We start from the raw sequence: 21,869 nt of genomic DNA, 5'->3' as shown, positions 1-21,869 counted from the left end.
TTTAACAGTAGCGTGAATTCTAAGGATTTCATGCTACTGTTTCATTTTAGAATCGAATCGTGGAGATTGCATGTTTATATATAAGCTGTTGCTTCCCTTCAACTTCCATTAAAACAGAATAAGTATCAAATCCTCTTACCATACCTTTTACATGCAATCTTTTTAACAAAATTAACGTGATATCCTTCCTCTTTTGGAACGCCTCTTGTAACAATTGTTCCTGCAAAGATAAGCATGTTCTTACTTCTATTCTTTTGAAATGCTTGTAATTTCGTTTCCAACGAGTTATCCTCCTATTCTCCTCATACTATTATTTTATATTGTTCTAATTCAGCCAACAGTTGTTTTACACCTTCTGGGCTCAGCGTCAGCTTTCCATCTACTAGTTTTACATTCTTTGCAGATATTTCTCCCGCGATAGGACAAGTACCATGAGATGTATATTTTTGCAGAATAATTGCATCCTCTTCTACAAAAATTTCTAATGCATCGTCTGTATCCACTTGTAAAATTTTTCTTGTTTCTTTTGGTATCACAATTCGTCCTAAATTATCTACTTTTCGTACAATGCCTGTTGCTTTCATAGGAATGGCCTCCTTTTTTACAAATAGAATACCTCACATCTTATGTGATCGCTTCCATTATTTTAAAACTATATATACTATAAAAAGTTTATCCCCATCTGTAGAAATAGAGAGGGGTTCCATGTCTACATCTGATATTCCCCACTTACAAAAACAAATTGAAGAAAAAAAGGAAATGCTACAATAGTTGGTAAAACATACGGATACTCAGACCCAAGTACCTTTGCATATAGCTAAGAATTCGGTCAATTCGTGTTTTTATTTATGCGAGATTAGTCCTATTAAACATGTGAATTAAAAAAATGATTCCAATTCATCAATAGAATTTGAATCTCTCTATACATATGTCCTCTATATTTTACCATAACTGGACTCTATGTGGAATGGACCAACTACCTTCTGTATAAAAATGTGACATTCGGTATATATTAGGACTAATAATTCCAACCTATATCTTTGATTGCTACTCTAGAATGAAGTCTCCTAACATGATTACAAGTGGAATTGTTACCCAGTTCTTCAACACCAGAAAAGACGTGCTGACAGGTTCGTCTTTTTTTCTAGGTTTTATTTCTACCACGCGCTCTCATTTTTTGTATACATAGGGGATATAGTTCTGTTGCAAAGTTTGAAAAAAGCATAAACAGGTTGGTAAATGAGGAGCAATGTTTAGGAAATAGCTAGTAATTATTGAAGTTCATTGTACGTTTAGAATGCGGAGTCTCTTTGAAGACTTCGCCTTTTCTTATATAGGGCATGAATGGTTTCAATCCCTTTTATGGTACGTGAAGCATCCCAATATGCAAAATTACATATTAAAATAACTCCATCGTGGTGTATGATAAAGCAAATTAATAATGAAAATAAGATTCAAATAGGGGGCACACATGGGATGGAAATTGCAATCGCAGTATTAAAATTTATTGGTGGCGTAATTCCGTTAGTAACAGACTTATTAAAAGCATTAATGTAGTCACTGGATTCTAATAATGTCAAGAAAGAAAAGATGTCTGCTTTTACGCAGGTATCTTTTTTTCTTGGTAACTGCTTAGTCCGTTAGTATTATTGATATTTATGAATTCATAGTTTAGCATTCAATGTCTTCGCTCATACTAATAATAAAAATGAAAGGAGGCATGCTGTTTATGCATACAGAATGACCTGGTCAAGAAAAACTGGAACATCAATTAGATTACGCAATTGATTTTGAATACTGATACGGAGTCATGCCATTTAATGATGAGTGGGGACGAATGGAATGATAGTACATATAAATAAATTTAGCCACTAACTGATTGACTTGAGCGAGAGAACTCAGTTTTTCTCCATGTAAACATTCACGTTTAAAGATGCTAAAAAACGATTCCATCACGGCGTTATCCCAACAGTTCCCCTTGCGGGACATACTTTGTTGAATCTTTTGTTGATTACAAAAGTCAGTAACTGTATAACTGGTAAACTGAGATCCTTGATCACTATGAAATAAAATCCTTTTTTGACCGCCATAAACATTTTTGACTTGCTGAATTGTATCTTTTACTAATTGAGCATCTTGGTGGGTATCCAATGAATAGCCAAGCACCCGTCGGGTGCTAATATCTAATGCAGCACAAAAATATACTTTCAGCCCATTCACTAAACGAAACTCTGTGATATCACATACAACTGTCGGAACGTCTTTCTTACCAGGTTTAAAGGATCGCTCTAGTACATTTGAAAATGTAGGATGTTCTTGCTTTCTTTTCTTATAATAAGTAATAACTTTTGACTTCAATCCAGCTCGACATAAAGCTTGTCTTACTTGAGATAAAGTAACCATGGCGCCTTTATTTACAAGGTAATGGTACAATTTTCGATATCCCATCCTGTCTTTAAAGCGTTTAAATTGCATGACAATATAAGCCGCTGTCTTTGCACGTTTTTTCTGATTTCCAGTGGGTTTACGATGAAAATAGTCATAAAAACCACTAACAGAAACCTGTAATCGACGGCAAAGCCAGCGCACTCCAAATATTTGTTGATATTGTCTTATGAACTGAAAACGTGTTAGTTTTGGTTGCTGGCAAAGAAGGTTGCCGCCTTTTTTAGGAATTCATTTTCCTTTTTTAATGTTTGGATTTCTCTTCGTAAAGAACGAAGTTCTTCCATATCAGATCTCTCACCATCCAAAAGTGAAGAAGAATATTTTTTTATCCATGCATTGAGGGTCCCATGACCCAAGTCAAATTCTCTTTGAATACTAGAAATTGTACGCCCTTCTTTAACCACCAATTCAACACATTGTTTTTTAAACATTTCATCATACTGTTTTTTCATCTGAAACACCTCTTATATAGAATAATTTATCTCTATACTGTGTTCCAGTTTTACTGTACCACCTCAATATATACGTACAAACACTTGCAAAATCACATACACAACAAAGACAGTCTGGCATAACTGTCTTTGTTGTGTTTTTTCGTAAAAAGAAACGGTCCAAAGTCCGCCTCTTTTATGCTTGCTCTATGATTTTCTTTACTTCTTCAATCATGAGTTCACTTGCTTGTGCAATCGTTTCGATTGGAACTTGTAAACGATGCATACCGAGAATCATTTGACGTTTTCCCTCTTGAAGTCCTTGCTCCCGCCCTTTATTTAACGCGTGTGCAATGCCAGCTGCTTCATCCATCAATATCTTTTCGCGTGCTTCGTAAGCTTGACGGAACGAAGCATCTTGACTCATATGTTCCCATTTATCCATCGCCTTTTGTAAAATTGGATCCTGGTCCATCGCAATCGCCTCCAATGTATGTGTTAAATGCTCATCTTCATTAGCTGGTAATAGTAATAACCACCGAACAAAGGAATCTTCCCACGGATTTACTTTCTCCTCACGCCACTGCTGTAGCAATTTTGGAATTTCCACGACATGGATTTCGATATCATCACTTAAGAGTTGCTGCTGTTGTATATTCCACAGTTTTCCTGTCGTATGAAATGCTTCATAGTCTTTAAACATGACGAAGTTCAATAAGTTGATTGTAATGGTTTTATGAAGTGAACTGTAGGGCATTCCTTTTTTTAATTGAGATGAGTAGAGTTTACTCCAATAAAATAAGCTACGCTTTAAAATATCATGATTATTATTGAGCTGAATTTCAATATTAATCTTAGTCCCTGTGCCTAATGTAGCAGATACATCTAGAATTGATAATTTATCCTCTTCATGTTCTCTATGCAAATGCGGATCTTCGAATTGAAGGGATTGAATGGGAGACTCCAATGAATCAGCTAACATTGCATTTAGAAATGTTAACAAAATATCTTCGCTTCCAGATGTCCCGAATAACTGTTTAAAGGCAAAATCAATGCGTAAATTGACTAATTTTTGATTCGACATGAGCTTTCTCTCCCTGTCTGATAAGATCTCTTTCTCTTATTGTACATAAAAACAAATTGAACATGCAAATAGGCTCTTATGATTAACATAAGAGCCTATTTGCAGATACATACAATAGATTAGATAACGACCATAAACGGACTTGAAAAACACCTAAAAATTTTACAAAAGAAACCATATTTAGTATACATCTATTTAGAAATATATACAAGAAATGGTGAAATAAATCACTTTTTCATCATTGATTTATGATATGATATACTTGCCGATTCTGTTTGCGCAACAAGCTATGTAGGGATAATATACGTTTCTCAATCAGCACATTTTCTGAAAGTGGCATGTCTTATTACTCATAAGACACGCTATATTTATAATGTTCAAATAAAAAAACGTCTTTTATGTGCTGATAAAAGACGTTTTTTTATGCCTAAAACCGCATAATATAGTTCTTGCTAGAGCTTCTTTAGTATACAACAAATTAGCCATGAGTACTCTTTTTTTCTAAGTATGTATAAAGCTTTTCTAACACATATTTTCATTGAACTTCTCACCACTTATCAGTCCTCACAATTTAATCGAACTTTTTTATAAAAATAGAACGATAACCTACCATCGTTCTCCTTTTAATTGAGCTTCTGCTGATCTCCGATCCATGATCGTGGTACAAAGTTCAGTAATAAGTTTTCCATGAACAAAGATAATTTGATTCTTGGTATATAGATCAATGTATTTTCCTAAACCTTTACTGAGTGTAACCTCCGCTTCCCCATTATCGTGAATGACACCTGAAAAGATGGTTTTCTCTTTGTTATAGACTTTATAGTACCTGTGGTGCTAGTTGATTTAGAAGCATCCTAAAGAGTACTTCAAAGTATTCTCAAACCGTTCCCTCGCTTTATCTAGCATGAGACAATAAACAAGTAAAATGCTTTCTAGTCTACTTTCAAATCCTGATAGGGAGCGACTTCTAAAATCTTGTATCCCTAATCTTTCTAAGGATGAAAAGACTGTTTCAATTTTTTTACGTCGGTTGCCTAATAAAGTATCGTTGATTTTGTCCGCATCTTTCATATTTTTACGTAATGGAGTGGTAACTGTGACGCCCTTTCGAGCTATTTTTTCTTGAATAGAACCGCTTATATAGCCCTTGTCACCAAGAATATGGGAGACGGGAGCTTCGTTAACTAGCGTTTCTAACAGTTGCACATCGTGGATTTTAGGTGAACTAACCACATAGGCTATTGGAAAGCCAGATTCAGTAACTGCAGCGCTTATTTTCACTCCATAATAATACATTTCTTTGGTAGAATTATAGCCAATCTCAGCAATTGAACCCAGTACTTTTGCCCGACGATTTCGGATTTCTTTACAAAAAGGACTTGGGAAACTATCAACAATTGCCGTCATGACGTTTTTCGTTTTCTGTTTCACAAAAAAGAATCGGATGATTTTTATAGCATAAGTTAAACTCGCACAAAGTCGAGTGTATCGTGTTCTGCTTGGAAATTCGGTGAAGGATAGAATGGTTCGTACCGCACGGTACGTGGCCCTTTGACTGGTGTAGCCAAGCATAAATCCCCACAAAATACAAGCAATTATCACAGTATCAGGCTGGATCAATTTATCCACATTCTTACGATTTTTAATCTTGTTTGGTACACATTTTTTATATAGTTTATTGACGATTTCTAAAATTTGATTGAAAACGGTGTGAGTATCTGTATAATAATCTGTGTATTTAGGAGATTGCAAATCATTCACTCATTTCTTGGTCGTTTTGAGTTAAATATATGCAATCTTTTTCTGCTTTTCCAGCATCTTTTAAGATTCTAAATCAACTAGCACCACAGGTTTTATAGTATTCAAGTATTGAGCATAAAGATTTCACTAAATCACGGAGCATTTCTTCCAAATCAGGATACATATCTTTTGCTATTTCTTCATTTAGAATAAAATCCATTCCCTTGTCTGTCACATCAAATCGAAATAAAAAAATCATTACTTTCACCTCGCTGATTCATTGCTTTTTCTATCATAACAGAAAATCTACTCCCTTCCCAAGACACTTTCAATCACTTTAAAATTATCCACTTCATCATATAATCTAGCCATTTCAATCAGCAGAAGCACTCTTTTCTTATGTTTTGTATCCAAAATAGATTTTTGATGCTCCGTAACTCCGAAATTCTCTCCATCTGTCACATAACGATAGTCACATAGACTTAAGCACATATGTCTACCTGCTTTCCTTAAGAACCTTATAACAACAATGTTTAACTTAGATTTTCAGTCGGCTTTTTAAAAGAAAAAGACACCTCTCAAAACGGCAACTTAATACCCCCTTGGAATAGATGATTTTGTTTAGAAATATGGCTCTATTCCACAAAAAGCTCTTATAAAAAACGAAATACAATTTTGACATTTTTACTACCGCACAACATCTAAATTAACATTTAAAAGTCTCCATGGACATGAATCTTTTCAAGAAAGATTCATGTCCATTTCCAAATGAAAAAGCCTTGCTATTCGCAAGACTCTCCTCTTTATTTCATCTAATTGTATATCGACTATCCTCTGAAACAAGTAAACTTGTATGATCAATTTTGACACGACATTTCCCTAACCGCCGTTTTACTTCCGATTGTAATTTCTTGTTTGCTTCTTCTAAAGAATGTGCTGGAATAATTGCTGATTGTAAGTCTGTTACCTTTCCATCATACATCACAGAAAAATCAATTTCATACCGATGTATCACGATTTCCCCACGTCCTTTCCAAAAGTTCACTTACAACTCATCTTGACATGCGTTTTATTTTTGTATATTTTCACGATTACACTATGTTTCTTCACAATCCCAGCTAATCCTGCCACAATAGCCTTGAAAAATTACAATACTTAACAAAATATATGCAATTGCCCTTAAAAAAGATCATTCCCCTCTCCTTTTTCTGCCTATAACCATTTGAGCTATCTAATAAAACGAATAAAGAACAAAACTTCACTTAATACCAAATGCATTCACACTTCATTTAAAAAGGATTACAAGCGAATCTGAAAATTCATTTTCTTTGAAATGGTAATTTTTTATGTCTCAAATCATATATAAGCTGTTTTCCCACACATGCAACTCCAATTCCTGTCATCAAAATGGCTCCTCCCATTTTGATGCCCCATTGCAATTCACTTTCTTGCAAAACATGATCAGATATATACATAGAGAATCCAGTCCAAAGAATAAACCAAAAACCATATCCATCATATTTACCTTGTTCTAACTTTTGCTCTTGAAACGGATATACCTGGATACACAAATAGGCTATCAGCAAAACCGACAGCCCTATTCCAATTGCGATCATTCCCCATCGCCCCATTTCTATTGTGTTATATCCTTTCATGCCTTTTCTGTATTACATGATATACATGTGTAGAAAATGCTCTAAAATACGGAGCATTTTCTACAGCTACTTTTCCAAAATCCATATACAGTAAAGTTTCTTGCAACAATTTTAGCTCGAATTCTAAAAACTTATCCCTCTGTTTCTGAATGGAATGCGGGATATTATGTATAGCATCAACAATATCCCGCACGTATTTCATGCTATAAAAATCTTCTCCTGGATGTGAACATACATTTCGAATGAGTAAGAATGTTTCCTGCAATATCTCATGTCCGATATCGTGTAATATATTTTGATTCATATCCTCTCCCCTTCCATTTCCGCATTATGGCCCTTCGATTCCTGCATTGATTTGAAACTCGTAATTTTCTACAAACCATTCTTCTTCCTCTAATATCAAATAAAGCTTCATCGTGTGTTTTTGTTGTTGCTCTGTACTATTTACCGTAGCCACATAATCGTATTTCACGGTTACATCTGCTTTATTATCAGCCGTCTTCCTGTAATACACATCTGTAATGTTTGCTTTTGTCTGAATCTGAAGCGAAGGATCCATCAAATGTCCATGTGCATCATCAGGTGCTTCAAATAACTTTCTCTTTGCCTCTCCTGTCACCATTTCTTTAATCTGCATTAATCCGGACTTTTCTTTTTGTTGATTATCTTGCTGCATCAGAAGTGTCACGAATTTTTTGGCTACTTCCTGCCCTTTTTCTTGTGTATTTTCTGTTAACACTGTAATCCGTTTTTGGAACGATTTATTTTCTGCTGTCAATTCTTTGACTTGTTCCGTCCATTTCTTCTCTGTTTTTTGCACTTTATTTTGCAATGCACGATTTTGACTCCATAACCAGGTGCTTGTGATTACGAGCCCAACAATTAGAATGGCTGCTATCCCTTGTTTCATTCTCATTCCTCCCTATCATTTTGGTAAAAATGGTGCTGGATCGACTTGCCCAAATTTAAAGGATGTTTTGATTTCAAAATGTAAGTGCGGTCCTGTAACTTGCCCTGTCTTTCCGCAAACACCGACTTGCTGGCCGACTCCAATGTTCTGTCCTTCTTGTACCGTAATAGATGACATATGGCCATATAGACTCCAATATCCATTTCCATGATTGATTACAACGACATTTCCATAGCCGCCGAACCCAGAACCGCCTTCGCCAAACTTCGCTAATTCTACAATCCCACTTTTCGACGAAGCTATTGCGGTGACACCGTCTTGGCAAGAATAATCAATACCTTTATGAATTGTACCCCAACGTGGCCCAAATGGACTTGTAATCGTTGTTTGTGCAATCGGACGGATAAACCCTTGCGAGCTTGCTGCACCAGTATCCACGACGCCTCCAGGCTTTCCCGCTTCACAATTAAACGACAGTCCTCCCATTTGACCGACAAATTTCGTTACCAATATGGGCCACAACCCATTCGTACCATGTGGATCATTTGCGGCACCTGGTGGTGCATATTTGGCGCCAATTGCTTCAATCGTTGTAATCCCCATGCCAATATAGTTTTTATATAAGTTGCGCGCCATGGCGCTAATCCCTTCTTCAAGTGTGGCAAACTTCTGAAATCCCTTCATTTGAGAACTACTTGGGTCCATCAAACCACCTGGATTATTATAATTTTTAACAGCGTTTGAAGTACCGTTCCCCGTCTCTAGTTTCGCTATCGCTGCTAGTAAAACAGGATCAATTTGATTTTGTGTTCCTGCGTTTAAAAAAGACTGTGCCTGCCCCGTGAACACACCACCTAAATGCGGTTGGATTTCTTCCGGCGTCACTGTCTTCCCACCTGGACGACACACTGTCATCCCATTACTTTGGACCGTAGATGATGGCGTCACCTCCTCTTTCTTTCCAATTCCTTGCCCAAACAATACAAATACAAGGAAACTAAAAAACAATAACACACCGAAAATCTTAGCAAGTAAGATAAAGAAAAAGATTCGAAGTTTCCCAGGTTTCTTTTTCTTTTTTTGCGTATTCTTTACAAGCTCTTCTTGCACCATCTCATCGATGTGCTCTTTAATTTGTGCCTTCATCACCTACTTCCCCCTTCCCATATTGGAACTAGAGGTGAGGGATGCCCTCACACTCTAGAATGTTATTTGTCTTCCATTGAGTCTAGATGATTTAATTGTTTCGGCTCCTGTGTTGGCAAGTTCCAATCTTCACTTCCAGCAGCTACAGCATCCGGAATAACAGGTGGTGTTTGAACTTCAATTTCTTGTCGTGGTTCAATCTTCCCATCTGGGCTTACTGTAGCCGAAATTAAATCCGGGATAGTCACTGTTTCATTTGGTGTAGACACACTAGGTGTATCAATAACATCTTGTGGTACCACAGCATCCACGTGTGTATTTGCTGTAATAGTTGAAGTTGCAATTTCTGATGGCAGTACTGGAACTCCGATTTCTTGTTGTGGACGAATTTCTCCATCTGGGGTTATGGTTGCTGGGATTAAATCTGGAATAGTTGCTGTTTCAGCTGGTGTAGATACAATTGGCGTTTCGATAGCACCTTGTGACACCATAGAACCTACATTTGTATTTGTAATTTCTGATGGCGTTACCGGAATCCCGATTTCTTGTTGTGGACGAATTTCTCCATCCTGGTTTACTGTTTCTGGAATTAAATCTGGAATGGCTACCGTTTCCCTTGGTGCTGAAATGGTAGGCGTTTCAGCCATGCTTTCTTGTATAGATGACTCGACATCTATATCTGTATCTTGCGGATAAATAACTCCTTCAGTGCCTATTTGTTCTGGCATGATTTCTGGAATAACATTTTCATCTAATGCTACTGGATCATTTGGTACTATGTCATCGGATATATGTTCTTGTGGAATATCTAAGTGTGGTAACTCCTCTAGATTCTCTTCTAGTGGTGTTGTATTTGTAAATTCTCCCAAACTCGCATATGCTCTATCTTGGTCCTGATTTTCAGTATCTATTACTCCCGCTTCTTCAGCTGTTTCCATTGCTTTTTCTAATTCTTCTGGATCCAATCGTGCAAGTTGTTGCTCTGGCATATCCTGTTCATTTTGCTCTGGATTTTCTTGCTCTTCTTGTCTATGATCTTGTAAAGAAATGAGTTGTTTACTTTTACTGTTTTCTTCTTCTTCGCTCTCTTCATTCTTCTCATAAGCTGACAAATCGGCTGGAACATCTACTTTCGCGAGTTTTGGTTTCTTATCTTCCTCTTCTTTTGTTTCTCCCTTTTCTATCGGTTCTGGCTCACCAGCTGCAACTAGTTCAGCTGCCGAGTTAAAATGATCTCCAACGCGTTCGCTTACTGCTCCACCGACATCCATTGCCATTTCTTTTCCGCGATTTGCAAAATTCTCTGTCATAAGCGAAATATCTGTCATTGTTTTATAGATGTTTTTTGTTTTCTTGAAGGATGCTGTAATGCTGTCACGGAAGATATAACATAAGATAAACACGATAATTTGGAACACCATTGTTGATACATATCCCGCAAGCCCTGCTTCTGGTAACACATACAATAACTCTGATACTGTGAAAATAATAACCAACATAATAGACATTAAGACTTTTAATGCGAGTGGTCTAATCCATTGTGTTACCCAGCTCTCAATGACTTTACGATGCCCTGGTAATAAAGCTACAGCTAAAACAATTGGTGCAATTAAACTCATGACAAGGAACCATAATTGGAAAGCTACAATCAGCAAACAGAATGCAAGAATAGGAATTCCTATAAATGTGTTTACAATATAGTAGATAATCGTAAATATCATTCGATCTCCTACTGAATCTAATTTCATCATTTGGTTTTTCTGTTTTTTCACTTCATCATCTACAATTGTATTTCTGTCTTTACCAGGTGCTGTTTTTAATAATTTATTAACACGCTCTTCACCAATCTTCTCCTTTGAATCTTCTCCATACTGCATAAATAAGTACGGTCTTTCTACTAAAATACTCCAAATTTGTTTCTTAACTGAAGATATTGCCTGTTTTTGTGAGCGACCTGGATCTCCAGCGACTGTACCTGTTGCCTTCGCTAAAATCGTTGTACTAACTTCCGAACTAATTGTATTTGCAGTTTTCAGTACAGTACCTGCATTTCCAATAAAGACGAGAATAAACGCAATCACTAACACTGTTTTCACCAGTTCATTTAATCCCGCTGTCGGCTGACGCTTTATAAAAAAGACATATGCTGCATAACATGCTGATAATACACACATTAAGCTAATAATCGAAGGAAATAAGCCCCCGCTTAAAAAGCCTATTTTTTTGTCTTCTCCTACGCCAACACCCGAAATGTTTTGCATGGATGCCGCTAATTTATCCGCTACACCTGAAACAATGTCTAAATTCAATGCTTGATCTACTAAAAACATGGTGAGTTGCGTTAGCATAATGTTCAGCTTAAAAGCCAAATTCACAAACCATTGACAAGTCGTATAAATCATACGCTGAATGTCTTGCCCTATACTATCTTCTCCAAAGAAATAACTACCTACTTTTTCTATGACCCCTTTCTCATCTTTTTTAGGTGCTTCTGTATCCACCTCGTAATATTTTCCTTTATACACGTCATCTGTGTACCCTTTGAATAAGTTTTCTGATATACGTGCTCCAGTTTGTTCTGGTTTTTTCTCCTCTTCCGCTAGGGTAACGGATGACCCTAGCGGCATGAGTAGAAATACCAAAATCATGCAAAGTGAAAGTAATTTTTTCATTCCGTTTGCCCCCATTTATGGACATGTGTTGGCTTCATACTGCCAACAATGGACTCTAAACTATTATTAGCATCCCATGCCCATTCGTAATTTTTCCACTTTCCGTCTTTCTCATCTTTTATCATTCTTAAATCTTCACTTCTCTGCCTTTTTTCAACGGGATCAAAATATACAACATGATAATAGTACTCTTCTTTCTCTTCTTTTAAATCATAACGATACAAATCATACCTTTCCTTCATCTCCTTACTAATTCCTGGATATGTCTTTCCTCCCTCAATAAATTCATACGGTTTATATAACAATGCTTCTAATTTCGATGAATCAAGTTCAATTAATTCTCTTATATACACTATCGCGGCTTTATCGGCTTCCTTCATATCTCGTTCTTTTTGGCTTTCTTGTTGGTTTGCTGTACTTTTTGTTTCGCTCGTTCCACAGCCAACCATTCCACCGATTACTAACATCCCTGCCACACACATTCCAGATACAAATTTCATTTTTTTCATTTCCCTCATCCTCCACATACAGATAATTCAGACTTTTCTTACCTGTATTGTACTACGCTTTACGCCATTTGCATGGAACGTTCTTCATCGGTTTTGGTAGAGGAATCAAATGCATGTGCCAATTCTTCGAATACGGGATCAATATCTACAATCGCTGTTCTACCGTAAATGTCCTGGAACAATGCTTCGCCCCTTCTAAGCTCTCTAAGCATTCGTACATTTTCTTCAGTGATAGGTAGGTTATAATATTTCAGCATTTCCTTTGCCTCATCATCATGCTTCAGAGAAAAACAGAACTTCATTCCAACGTTCGCAATCTCTCTATTTTCCGAATTATAATCCGATGCGTTTTGTGTTCCCGAATACAACCCCATGTTATGATAACGCCCTTCTCGAATGATTTTATCGGAGATACGGCCACCCTCACGATTTTTTAACATACTGGATGCTTCATCTAACATGTAAATCTTAAATACCTCACGGTCTGAATGCATCATCGATTTTGCGAATGCACCAAGCGTGACTAAAATGCTACGTGACAACTTATCTGTTACACTTTCATTTGTATGCGGGTCTCCTTTTGGAATCTGTAAGTGCTGAATCTGCACCACCTGTAACGGTCTTTCTAAGCTGATGACACGGTAATTCTGACCAGGCTTCCCAAATAATAAATCCCCAAGCTGGATACTTTCTAACGTTGCCAATCGATTTGTTAATGCATTTAATTGTTCTCGCTCAGTTGGTAATAAATTTTCATGTAATTTCATTTTTTCCAGCTCTACACGAACTAACGTTAAACATGCGTCTTTTTCCTTTGCAACAATTTCAATGGCTTTATACAAGTAATCGTACCTTGTATCATTTAAACCGACTTCTGATAAAGATGTTAAGACTTCAAGTGCCAAGCTCTTCGCATCTTCTGTTGTTGCGCTGATTCGAAATGGATCCAAACAGCCGGCATCTTCTTTTTCCTTTCCAAGTGTCCAGATTTCTAAAAATCCCATCTCTAGCTTATTAAATCCTGGTAACAACTTGCTCCATTTGCCCCTGTCCCCCTTCGGATCCACGATAAATGCTCTTCCACCGCTAAGGACAATCCAGAAGGCTAACAAGTTCATGAGAAACGACTTTCCTTTCCCGGTTTGCCCTGCAAACATGACGGATAGACTCTCAAACTCTGTAATGATGTATTCAAGTGCTTTGGCTGCCAAGTCTGGCCGAATAAAGACAGGGCGATTTAATTTTTTGGTTTTTGCAAAGTAGAAACCTTGATTGTCCCCGATTTGTGTTGTGGCACCGAACATGCCTTGTGCGAGTATGCCTGGTTCTACAAACAACTTAAAATCTTTGTTATATCGCTTGGAACCTGGTAAAAACTCATAGAAGTATGCCAGCTGATCTCCATATGGATTTACGAGTTCTATTTTCATTTTTCTATATTCCGTTTTGAGTGCTTCGATTCTCGTTTGTAATGTCTTTGCATCATGAGCATACACACAAAACAAGACGCTTAATTCATATCCTGGAGCACCTGAAGTCTCAAAACGATCTTTGACAATACGAACGCCTTTCCTTTTTCTCTCAATCGTCATATCCTTTGAGCCGCGTCCCATCATCGCTTGTTTTTGCTGATCTTCTAATTCCATTTCACTATTTGTTAATTTTTTTGTGACCATTTGATTTTCTAAGTGATGTGCACGAATACTCATTTCAACAGGGAATTTCAAAGCTTGCGATTGCAGTCTATAAATCCACTCTCCCCCTGGGAAAACAGATGCTTCTGGCATACTTTTCATAGCTAGAAAGGCTACATGCGCTGTTTCTATTTCTCCCTGTTCATTCTGCTGTTCCAGCACCAGAGAACGTCCTGGACTTTCATCAATGACACAATCTGTTAACTGGATCATCTTCTGTAAGTCTGGTCGCCTCACCCGTACTGTTTCTCCTTGTTCATTTTCCATTTCAAGTGTGGAGCCCACTTTCCATTGTTTATTGTGGACCGGTTCTGTCATACCGCGTGTAAAGTTATGTTGGAAGAGAAAACGAATAGAGGTTGGATTGGCACGTTTTGTATTTTGAAAAGCGCTACGTACTTGATGATACACAAGTTCTTCTGTTTCTAAATACGCTTCGATTTCCTCTTCTAAAATATCTGTTGCCCCTAATCCTGAAACGTTGTGCGCTGTTTGCGTGAACCCTTCTTTCATCTTTTTCAAGAATTTCACAGATTCAACAACAGGATTGATAATTTTCCGTTCCTTTTTTGCTTGGTTCATCTGAACCAGTACGTAAAAGCGGTACTCCATGCTTTCTTTTGCGAGTGATGAGTTCCGAAGGTACTTTTTCACTTGTTCAAAAAAGAAATGTCCTGTTGGTGCTGTCGGGCCTTTTAATGTTGCAATGTGCTGATCGATAATTTCATCACAATCTGTTGTCCGTGGAATGACAAGAAATTGCACATCGTATTCTTGGTGGGTAAATAAAGCGAGTTGATTGCGGTAATACGCTTTTTTTGTACTTTCATCTTTGTGATCATATCCAAATCCGTTTACTTCATATACCGAGGAACAGCGACCATCTATACTAAATGCCAAATTCTTTTCAATGTGTTTCAGTGGATTGCGTTTCATACTTTTCAACATTCTTACATTCCTCCTCTTGATTTAAAAATGTTACTGAATAGGCATGTATATCTGTATTCTTTTGATCTACTTGTTGCGTACTTTGAACATCTTCCGGTTGATACTGTATAAACGTTGTTCCTCGTACAACATGTTTGGTTAATTTGGGGATAGAAGCTAAACGACTTCTTCGATGATTTCGAAATGTAAATGTCGTACAAGATCGTACATAGGAAAAAAGGGATTTGTCATCTGTTTTGTATTGGTCCACACCCCAGATAAGAAAAATAGGGAGAACAATGTAATACACGAGATAAAATTGATCAATGAAATCGCTGAGCCACCATGTAAAAGGGGGGAGGAAGCGGAGCGCTACTAGCACCGCTTCTACCACTACAAAGTATCCCATCGCGCGCCACGTCACAGCGCGAGGAAGTCGTTTCCCCATGAGCTCATATTGTCTTCTCATGAAACTCATATAGCTTCCGAAACAATACGCTACAATTCCATTTTGTTTTGGTTCTTGCATGTTGTTTCCTCCCTTTTCTTACAGGCCGACAAGTCCACCGAGGAACGTTCCGATGGCTTTCAATGCGTCCGGTTTATTAATAAAGAACACCAATGCCCCGCCTCCTACAACTAAAGATGCGAATAATGTCCAAGCACGCTTAAATCCTAAATAAACACCAATTCCGATAAACACAATGTATAGTGCGTAAGTTCCTTGCGTTTTCGCTTCTTCAAATACGCCCTCTAAACCCATTCCTAGCATGAAATAATTCATGATATCCAACATATACATTCCCCTCTCATTTCCTTAATTTTGTAAGTCTGTCACAACAAATTGCTTACCAGTTTGCTTCACAACCAAGGTATAGGCAGCCTTCATTTTTGTTTCCGAGTGTACATCAATTAGCAATACCTCTGCTTGCACCTCATATGTTCCTTTTGTTTTTCCTGGATATACTTTGGAAGAAATGATCTTATCTAACTTCATGCTGCCTTCTAAACCTTTAATTTCTGGATTCTCAAGTACATATGCCAGTTCTTTTTGCGTTGCGGTTGTATACGATTTGAAAAATGTTGGTAAAAACTCACGAATCTCTGTTTTTGCCTTCACATCTTTCACTTCTTCTCGTTCATCTTCTGTTTCTTTTACCGTTGCTTTCTCATTGATTTTCACAATCTGTGGTAACCCATTTACGACAAATGCTTTCCCATCTGTTTGAACTGGGATGGAAACTTGTTGCATTACTTCTTTGACCTCTTCCCCACTGTTATCTGGTTTCATGCGGTGTAATTTATATTTCACTTTAAAGATTACGTTGGCTTCTTTTTGCTTCTTTTCATCTACTTTTAAAAGTGTTGCGGAAAGAAAATCTGAATCCCATTGTAAAGCATTCGTTTCTACACCAGCTTGTGAATCCACGTCTTCGGATACATATACTTTTAAACGCTCTGCACGCTTTCTAAGCTCTTCTTCTCCCCTCTTCCAGGTAAAGTACTCTTTTGTAAATAAACGTGCAAATTCAATCGATTCTGGGCGCGTCGCAAGATTTTTCTCAGGCACCACTTGTTTTGTTTCTGTTTGCGGCGTTACTTTCGCGTCTGCTTTCATCGTTTTGAAGACTGTGGTACAAGAAACGAAAAACATCCAGGATAATATCCCCCAAAAAAGCCATTTCCCTATCAATCTACCTCTATAAGAGGGAACACGTAATGCTTTACGTGATTCACCTTCTTTTCCATTTTTGGTTTTTTGAAACCAATTCCTTATCTTCTTCCACATAAACAGTTCCTCCCTTCGTCACAATTCACTTCCAAAACTCTTTCCATCACGCACTCTCCTTTTCTTTTAACAGTTCAAGAAAGCTTTCTGCCTCTTTTTTAAAACTCCACCCTTTCTCCAGTCGCGCTTGTTGAAAATTGTTGTAACAACTTAATTCGTATTCCACTTCTGAAATTGCTTTTTCTTTTGTGAGTTCTTTACAGTCACACTTCCATTCCAATTCGTCTAGATGTAGACCGATTTCTATTTCGAGTATCTTTCCATTTCCCATCACCAAAATTTTTTGTAGATACGTATCTGTCATAGATAAACAAATATCGTAGCTTTCCCCACAATCTAGTTGACTACAAATCTGATCAATAAACCGGCAATCTGCCTCTTCTACATTCCCTCGTTCGTAGGTTTCCTTATAGGTAAACATATGGTTCCATCCTTTCTTTTTACGTTTTTTGGAACATGGACAAATTCTATAAACTTTTCTTAATTTTTAAAGCCCTGAATTGATCGGACCACCTATCATTGGTCCGATATTCGCTAGTTCTTTCCCAAAAAATATTACAATGAGTAGGAATAGCCATACCCCTAAACTTAACGTACACATCCCCCATTCTTTCAGTTGAATCAAACGTACAATTGCAACGAATAGTAAAATACTTATTACAATGCTCTCCACTAGTGGATTGCCGTGCATGTAATTAGGATCCAAACCAATTATCGGCACAATCCCTCACTCCTTCATTCGTTAAGATCCACCACCAAATGCGATGGGACCACCAATATATTTTGCAACCTCTACCATTTCTTTACTAAAGAACAGGGACAAACCAACCAGACCATACCCGAAGAATTTTATGCAGCCTTCCCACTGTTTTCGCTTAATACATATCAGTACCCATACAAACGAATACAAACATATCCCTAGGCCCACACACTTTATAAGTGTAATGGGGTGTATATCCATCATACATTTCACCCCTTATCCAGTATTTTGTATAAACCAATCGCTACCACACCGAGGATTAAAACACCCTCCCACCCTTGGGTATAATAGGTTTCTATTACTTTACTTTGGATAGCTTCCCAAGCTACTCGTGATCCTGGTACTCTTTCAAAAATCCAATCTGAGAAAACGACTAATGTGATGATGCTTGCTACAAACGATATAATAAATTTGAACACATTCTTACAACCTCACTTTCTTCTCTGCATTTCGAATATTGCGATAAATGCCGCCGAATGGATCTTGTAATATCTCTTCATACCCAGTGATATACACTGGAATGTCTGGACTACTGACATCCTTCAAATAGCGAATTAATTCTTTTTCTCTACTCTCACTCCCCGCTACAAAGACTAAACGCCATAAGGGAAGTTCATATGCCATTCCTATGTGCATACGATAATCTGCTCGTTTCTCTTCTCGTTGCATAAAATCGTTGTACCGAAGAATTTTCTTTTGTAGCACCTCTTTTGAACCATACGATCGTTCCATCTCTATAAATACACACATATTTTTATCGAATTCGTTTTTCAATCCAATAAGAGCTGTTCCATCGGGCCGAATCACTTGATTCTTCCCTTTTGCATATTGAAATGTACCACGCGGCTCATTAATCCACCCTTTTAATTCAAGTTTTTCTGCTTTTTTTGAAGCGATTGTCATAGCACATTCAATATGTGATAGCATCAAACTGTGATATACAAATGACGCTGAACGTTGTGACCATTTCGATTTCCAGTGTACTTCTCCCCGTAAGCCTCTTACTACATCCACCCCTTGTGACGCTAATGTATAAACACGCTGCGGTCTTCCTGATTTCCGGGTTTGATATCGAACAGACGCACATGGTAAATGTTCGCATTTCAGATAATTCGCTTTCGTTAGTTTTCCTAAGCGATTCAAAACGGATCTCTTTTGATATCCCGTATAAATTTTCGAATGAATGTATTCGAAGTCTACATATATGTGATTGTGTATATCTACAAGTAATTGCTCATCATCTAAGTTTAATACGACATTCATACGTTTTTACTCCTTTTCCCAGCTATCAAAACCACTGATTTCATCTCCTATACCTGTTTCTGTTTTTTGATTTGCTTCTTTTGATATTTCAGGCTGCTTTTCACTTTTTATGTTCTCTATTCCATGTTTCGCTTCTACATTTGAGTTACGAAAAGGAATAACTTTTGCCATTTGCATATTTGGTTTTGTCTCTTGTATGTTTGTGTTTTGACTATTCCTTTCATCCACTTGCTGTTTCTTTTCCTGTTTTTCGCTTGTTTCCCTTACCAGCGAGGATTTCTCTTCCATTTCATCTAAACCAGATTCAATGGTTGGTTCTTCTTTTTTTAGCATCACTTTTTCAGATACAAGATATTTGCCTTTTCCGTATAAAAACGCATCAATATCTTGATCAATTTCTGAACCAGATTTTCCAGTGCTACGCTCCAATTCTTTAATTTTCGTTTTCGTCCATTCATTAGAAGCTTGAATTTCTTGCTCAATTTGATAATTGGCTACCTTTCCACTTGGTAAGTATCGTTCTAATGGCGGAACACGTATTGTACACCACACATTTTGAGCATCTCCATCTATTCGGTCCTGTGTTTGAATGGCCACCACCAGGTTGGGCAAACTTTGCAGATACTCTGTACGAAATTGTTTTTGCATAATTCCTTCTAATGTTTTAGCGGAATTAAAACCTTGCCTACATACAAAGTAATTTCCGCCTGCTTCTGTTAACATGTCTGTCAGTTCTTTGTCTAGCTGCCCTGATACTTGCTGTGTAATGACCCAAAGACCTAATCCGTGTTTCCGATCTTTCGCAATAATTTTCGGAAGAACTGGCACTTGTACGTCATGTGCTTCATCAATCACCGCTAAATGAAGTTTAGAACCATGTGGGCGCTGCTGTGCAATGCGGTGATATTGACTACTGATATAACCGACTGTAAGCTGAATATCTTCTTTACTCATTCCTGCTAAATCATAAAAAATGAGATGGCCTTGATCCATCCATTTGCGGATGTCTAATGAAAAGCCAGTTTGCCCATACATCCGTTTCAAATACAAGGTATTTCGGAATATATCTAAACGATTTAATATCGCTTGTGTGCTGTCTTCTAAAGCTTTCCCTACTTCATTTTTCCAAAAATGAGCGTAGTATTTTTTCTCTGTCCCTTGTAAATTTTGCAACACATTTGCTCGAAATAATTCATCACTAATGAATAACGGGATACTTAAAACCGTATGTTCTTGACTCCCATCACACAGTAAGGTACCAATAATCGCTCGTAATAAACGCTCTGTTTGTTGCGCTTGCCCTGGAATCATTAACTGAATCATTTCCATAATAGATTCAACAACCGTTTGGATATCTTCTCCTGGAAAGCGATGAAATAAATTGAGTGCTGGTGGATAATCTGTATCTCGAAAACGGATAAAATGAACCTTACTCCAATCAACAAGTTTCCCATCCTTTTCCGCTTTCAATAAACGATTGAGCGCCACATAAGCCAAATCTTTTGTTGGATCAAAAAGAGACTGTCCCCCGGCTTCATCTGGGTTTTCTAACCATTCATCTATGATGCTCTGCATCACTTTCATAGCAACTGTACTTTTACCAGAACCAACTTTCCCTGTAATGTAGCCATGATTCTTGAAAAACTCTTCTCGAATCTTGACTAGTCGATCTTTGATATAAGGATGCATGACATGACCAATTGTAATGCCTTCTGCTAACATATCATCTGGTATCATTGCTTCTCCTTTATCTAGGTATAAAATGTTCTTCTCTGTTTTGTTGTTTTTATCACCTGTCACATTAGGAAGATGGAGCAAGTTGAGAAGCTCCGATCCCGTCCAGACCATTTTTCCGTATACTGGATGTGGGACAATTGGCATACAACGTCTCAACCTTCTATACCGAAGCTCATTCACATCTGCCATTAAACTGGCTACCATATGACCAATATTTTTAATCACTGGTACACCTGGATGATGATTACTCGCAAAAGAAACCGAAACTTGAAAAGCCACTTCGTTCTTGGAAAAGCGTTTGTTTAATGCACGTATTTCTTCTTTCTCAAAAGCATCTAATCCATCTTTTTTCTTTTTTTTGATCGCTTTCTCTGCTCTTCTAATGCCTTTTATCAATCGATATCCATTGTCTGGAGAAAAAGCAATGTCTACCCATGTTTTTTCCTCCATCGCATTTCCCAGCATCGGTAGTACATCTCTTGTATATCGTGCTAATGACAACGTTGCCTCCAAGCGTTTTCTTTTTAATACCATTCTTCCTCCCACTGCTTTTTTCGTTGGAAATGGCATTTCTTCTTTCAGGATGGTATACACCTCACTGTTGGTATAAACGCTCTGTATGGCTTCCACAATCATCTGTAATTTATCCTCTGGCCCACCTATATAGTAACGAACACGTTCCTTACGACCTTCTGGACGGTACATGATCATACGATACCAATCCCGCCCTTTTCTAAGGCGTTCAAGTGGTTTACGTCCTGTTCCATGTACATGTCGGATCATTTGTCCTAACTTTTCTGTTGTCACTTCATCCTCGATATGTGGAATCATCATGACATAGCGATACCGTTTTTTTTCAAAATATAGATACAAGTAATGAAAGAAAATGCGAATCAAAGCATATATCATGATTCCTAGCAAAATGAGGCGACCGATCCTGTTCATTACGTCCGCTGCGATAGGTACAATTCTCATAACTTCTATGAAAATCTTATCTTTCGAAAACCAAACAAAACCTGCACCTCCTAGCATAAGAAGTGGTTTCCAGTGCTTTTCAAGTATCTGTTCAAATTCTCTATCAAACTTACTACGTGCCACCTCTTC

General features: G+C 37.5%; 25 protein-coding genes and 2 pseudogenes. 1 reads left to right on the top strand and 26 read right to left on the bottom strand.

The genetic code is table 11. The features are described 5' to 3' along the window. Positions 1–46: 46 nt before the first annotated feature. The 3 genes and pseudogenes from hfq to ACP6L7_RS34850 form a co-directional block, all read right to left on the bottom strand. Positions 47–281: pseudogene (gene hfq, locus ACP6L7_RS34860) on the bottom strand (RNA chaperone Hfq). Positions 282–302: 21 nt separating this feature from the next. Continuing rightward, positions 303–584 carry an AbrB/MazE/SpoVT family DNA-binding domain-containing protein gene (locus ACP6L7_RS34855; RefSeq protein WP_430529825.1) on the bottom strand — a complete coding sequence of 94 codons (282 nt, stop codon included), beginning with the start codon at positions 582–584 and terminating at the stop codon, positions 303–305. A gap of 708 nt (positions 585–1,292) precedes the next feature. Continuing rightward, positions 1,293–1,376: pseudogene (locus ACP6L7_RS34850) on the bottom strand (IS6 family transposase); the annotation flags it as partial. A gap of 46 nt (positions 1,377–1,422) precedes the next feature. Between ACP6L7_RS34850 and ACP6L7_RS34845 the strand changes: the two are divergent. After that, entirely contained in the window at positions 1,423–1,557 is a 135-nt protein-coding gene (locus tag ACP6L7_RS34845; RefSeq protein ID WP_014990567.1) for a hypothetical protein, read from the top strand. A 219-nt stretch (positions 1,558–1,776) separates the two neighbouring features. Here the strand turns inward: ACP6L7_RS34845 and ACP6L7_RS34840 are convergent, their stop codons facing one another. From ACP6L7_RS34840 to ACP6L7_RS34730, 23 genes are all read right to left on the bottom strand, one after another. Further along, the gene (locus tag ACP6L7_RS34840; protein WP_430528984.1) at positions 1,777–2,676 is read right to left on the bottom strand and encodes an IS3 family transposase; all 900 of its coding nucleotides are present in this window, start codon (positions 2,674–2,676) and stop codon (positions 1,777–1,779) included. After that, a complete protein-coding gene (locus ACP6L7_RS34835; protein ID WP_430529824.1) occupies positions 2,631–2,900 on the bottom strand; it encodes a transposase in 270 nt (89 codons plus the stop codon). Before ACP6L7_RS34835 ends, ACP6L7_RS34840 begins: the two co-directional genes overlap by 46 nt. 175 nt (positions 2,901–3,075) lie before the next feature. Next, positions 3,076–3,963 carry an Rpn family recombination-promoting nuclease/putative transposase gene (locus tag ACP6L7_RS34830; protein WP_430529823.1) on the bottom strand — a complete coding sequence of 296 codons (888 nt, stop codon included), beginning with the start codon at positions 3,961–3,963 and terminating at the stop codon, positions 3,076–3,078. An 843-nt stretch (positions 3,964–4,806) separates the two neighbouring features. Continuing rightward, entirely contained in the window at positions 4,807–5,715 is a 909-nt protein-coding gene (locus tag ACP6L7_RS34825) for an IS982 family transposase (protein ID WP_430529822.1), read from the bottom strand. A gap of 82 nt (positions 5,716–5,797) precedes the next feature. After that, a complete protein-coding gene (locus ACP6L7_RS34820; RefSeq protein WP_430529821.1) occupies positions 5,798–5,962 on the bottom strand; it encodes a hypothetical protein in 165 nt (54 codons plus the stop codon). Positions 5,963–6,009: 47 nt separating this feature from the next. After that, complete coding sequence (locus ACP6L7_RS34815) at positions 6,010–6,195, bottom strand: hypothetical protein (RefSeq protein WP_430529820.1); 186 nt, start codon at positions 6,193–6,195, stop codon at positions 6,010–6,012. A gap of 316 nt (positions 6,196–6,511) precedes the next feature. Beyond that, complete coding sequence (locus ACP6L7_RS34810) at positions 6,512–6,718, bottom strand: hypothetical protein (protein WP_000581841.1); 207 nt, start codon at positions 6,716–6,718, stop codon at positions 6,512–6,514. Between the two features lie 304 nt (positions 6,719–7,022). Then, entirely contained in the window at positions 7,023–7,319 is a 297-nt protein-coding gene (locus ACP6L7_RS34805) for a hypothetical protein (RefSeq protein WP_033732540.1), read from the bottom strand. 25 nt (positions 7,320–7,344) lie between these two features. After that, on the bottom strand, positions 7,345–7,662 hold the full coding sequence (locus ACP6L7_RS34800; RefSeq protein WP_430529819.1) for a hypothetical protein: 318 nt from the start codon (positions 7,660–7,662) through the stop codon (positions 7,345–7,347). 24 nt (positions 7,663–7,686) lie between these two features. Next, entirely contained in the window at positions 7,687–8,268 is a 582-nt protein-coding gene (locus tag ACP6L7_RS34795; protein ID WP_430529818.1) for a hypothetical protein, read from the bottom strand. Positions 8,269–8,283: 15 nt separating this feature from the next. Then, on the bottom strand, positions 8,284–9,414 hold the full coding sequence (locus ACP6L7_RS34790) for a peptidoglycan DD-metalloendopeptidase family protein (RefSeq protein WP_430529817.1): 1,131 nt from the start codon (positions 9,412–9,414) through the stop codon (positions 8,284–8,286). Positions 9,415–9,476: 62 nt separating this feature from the next. Then, a complete protein-coding gene (locus tag ACP6L7_RS34785; protein ID WP_430529816.1) occupies positions 9,477–12,086 on the bottom strand; it encodes a CD3337/EF1877 family mobilome membrane protein in 2,610 nt (869 codons plus the stop codon). Then, complete coding sequence (locus ACP6L7_RS34780; RefSeq protein ID WP_430529815.1) at positions 12,083–12,595, bottom strand: hypothetical protein; 513 nt, start codon at positions 12,593–12,595, stop codon at positions 12,083–12,085. The genes ACP6L7_RS34785 and ACP6L7_RS34780 overlap by 4 nt, the downstream gene beginning before the upstream one ends. 59 nt (positions 12,596–12,654) lie before the next feature. Continuing rightward, a complete protein-coding gene (locus ACP6L7_RS34775; protein WP_430529814.1) occupies positions 12,655–15,237 on the bottom strand; it encodes an ATP-binding protein in 2,583 nt (860 codons plus the stop codon). Beyond that, on the bottom strand, positions 15,197–15,745 hold the full coding sequence (locus ACP6L7_RS34770) for a TcpE family conjugal transfer membrane protein (RefSeq protein WP_430529813.1): 549 nt from the start codon (positions 15,743–15,745) through the stop codon (positions 15,197–15,199). Before ACP6L7_RS34770 ends, ACP6L7_RS34775 begins: the two co-directional genes overlap by 41 nt. A gap of 18 nt (positions 15,746–15,763) precedes the next feature. Next, the gene (locus ACP6L7_RS34765; protein WP_371410145.1) at positions 15,764–16,018 is read right to left on the bottom strand and encodes a TcpD family membrane protein; all 255 of its coding nucleotides are present in this window, start codon (positions 16,016–16,018) and stop codon (positions 15,764–15,766) included. A gap of 15 nt (positions 16,019–16,033) precedes the next feature. Next, positions 16,034–17,005: a conjugal transfer protein gene (locus ACP6L7_RS34760; RefSeq protein WP_430529812.1), complete on the bottom strand. Its 972-nt coding sequence runs from the start codon at positions 17,003–17,005 to the stop codon at positions 16,034–16,036. Between the two features lie 46 nt (positions 17,006–17,051). Next, positions 17,052–17,426, bottom strand: a complete 375-nt coding sequence (locus tag ACP6L7_RS34755) for a hypothetical protein (RefSeq protein WP_305927988.1) — start codon at positions 17,424–17,426, stop codon at positions 17,052–17,054. Positions 17,427–17,492: 66 nt separating this feature from the next. Continuing rightward, the gene (locus tag ACP6L7_RS34750) at positions 17,493–17,726 is read right to left on the bottom strand and encodes a hypothetical protein (RefSeq protein WP_002187750.1); all 234 of its coding nucleotides are present in this window, start codon (positions 17,724–17,726) and stop codon (positions 17,493–17,495) included. Between the two features lie 21 nt (positions 17,727–17,747). Then, the gene (locus tag ACP6L7_RS34745; RefSeq protein ID WP_430529811.1) at positions 17,748–17,969 is read right to left on the bottom strand and encodes a hypothetical protein; all 222 of its coding nucleotides are present in this window, start codon (positions 17,967–17,969) and stop codon (positions 17,748–17,750) included. Between the two features lie 5 nt (positions 17,970–17,974). Further along, positions 17,975–18,184 carry a hypothetical protein gene (locus ACP6L7_RS34740; RefSeq protein ID WP_085313355.1) on the bottom strand — a complete coding sequence of 70 codons (210 nt, stop codon included), beginning with the start codon at positions 18,182–18,184 and terminating at the stop codon, positions 17,975–17,977. A 4-nt stretch (positions 18,185–18,188) separates the two neighbouring features. Next, positions 18,189–19,028 carry a replication-relaxation family protein gene (locus tag ACP6L7_RS34735; protein ID WP_430529810.1) on the bottom strand — a complete coding sequence of 280 codons (840 nt, stop codon included), beginning with the start codon at positions 19,026–19,028 and terminating at the stop codon, positions 18,189–18,191. A gap of 6 nt (positions 19,029–19,034) precedes the next feature. After that, the gene (locus tag ACP6L7_RS34730) at positions 19,035–21,863 is read right to left on the bottom strand and encodes an ATP-binding protein (RefSeq protein ID WP_430529809.1); all 2,829 of its coding nucleotides are present in this window, start codon (positions 21,861–21,863) and stop codon (positions 19,035–19,037) included. Positions 21,864–21,869: the final 6 nt, after the last annotated feature.

Origin of the sequence: Bacillus silvicola (assembly GCF_050524305.1) — a bacterium.
In the GTDB taxonomy this organism is placed as follows: domain Bacteria; phylum Bacillota; class Bacilli; order Bacillales; family Bacillaceae_G; genus Bacillus_A; species Bacillus_A cereus_AT.
Note: the sequence above shows the minus strand (reverse complement) of the source record. Positions and strands in the feature narration are given on the sequence as shown.

Bases quoted from the DNA above. Each gene is read 5' to 3' on its own strand.
- ACP6L7_RS34855 (WP_430529825.1), bottom strand. From the start codon at position 584: ATGAAAGCAACAGGCATTGTACGAAAAGTAGATAATTTAGGACGAATT.
- ACP6L7_RS34845 (WP_014990567.1), top strand. From the start codon at position 1,423: ATGATAAAGCAAATTAATAATGAAAATAAGATTCAAATAGGGGGCACA.
- ACP6L7_RS34835 (WP_430529824.1), bottom strand. From the start codon at position 2,900: ATGAAAAAACAGTATGATGAAATGTTTAAAAAACAATGTGTTGAATTG.
- ACP6L7_RS34830 (WP_430529823.1), bottom strand. From the start codon at position 3,963: ATGTCGAATCAAAAATTAGTCAATTTACGCATTGATTTTGCCTTTAAA.
- ACP6L7_RS34820 (WP_430529821.1), bottom strand. From the start codon at position 5,962: ATGATTTTTTTATTTCGATTTGATGTGACAGACAAGGGAATGGATTTT.
- ACP6L7_RS34815 (WP_430529820.1), bottom strand. From the start codon at position 6,195: ATGTGCTTAAGTCTATGTGACTATCGTTATGTGACAGATGGAGAGAAT.
- ACP6L7_RS34805 (WP_033732540.1), bottom strand. From the start codon at position 7,319: ATGATCGCAATTGGAATAGGGCTGTCGGTTTTGCTGATAGCCTATTTG.
- ACP6L7_RS34800 (WP_430529819.1), bottom strand. From the start codon at position 7,662: ATGAATCAAAATATATTACACGATATCGGACATGAGATATTGCAGGAA.
- ACP6L7_RS34795 (WP_430529818.1), bottom strand. From the start codon at position 8,268: ATGAAACAAGGGATAGCAGCCATTCTAATTGTTGGGCTCGTAATCACA.
- ACP6L7_RS34790 (WP_430529817.1), bottom strand. From the start codon at position 9,414: ATGAAGGCACAAATTAAAGAGCACATCGATGAGATGGTGCAAGAAGAG.
- ACP6L7_RS34785 (WP_430529816.1), bottom strand. From the start codon at position 12,086: ATGAAAAAATTACTTTCACTTTGCATGATTTTGGTATTTCTACTCATG.
- ACP6L7_RS34780 (WP_430529815.1), bottom strand. From the start codon at position 12,595: ATGAAAAAAATGAAATTTGTATCTGGAATGTGTGTGGCAGGGATGTTA.
- ACP6L7_RS34775 (WP_430529814.1), bottom strand. From the start codon at position 15,237: ATGTTGAAAAGTATGAAACGCAATCCACTGAAACACATTGAAAAGAAT.
- ACP6L7_RS34770 (WP_430529813.1), bottom strand. From the start codon at position 15,745: ATGCAAGAACCAAAACAAAATGGAATTGTAGCGTATTGTTTCGGAAGC.
- ACP6L7_RS34765 (WP_371410145.1), bottom strand. From the start codon at position 16,018: ATGTATATGTTGGATATCATGAATTATTTCATGCTAGGAATGGGTTTA.
- ACP6L7_RS34760 (WP_430529812.1), bottom strand. From the start codon at position 17,005: ATGTGGAAGAAGATAAGGAATTGGTTTCAAAAAACCAAAAATGGAAAA.
- ACP6L7_RS34755 (WP_305927988.1), bottom strand. From the start codon at position 17,426: ATGTTTACCTATAAGGAAACCTACGAACGAGGGAATGTAGAAGAGGCA.
- ACP6L7_RS34745 (WP_430529811.1), bottom strand. From the start codon at position 17,969: ATGATGGATATACACCCCATTACACTTATAAAGTGTGTGGGCCTAGGG.
- ACP6L7_RS34735 (WP_430529810.1), bottom strand. From the start codon at position 19,028: ATGAATGTCGTATTAAACTTAGATGATGAGCAATTACTTGTAGATATA.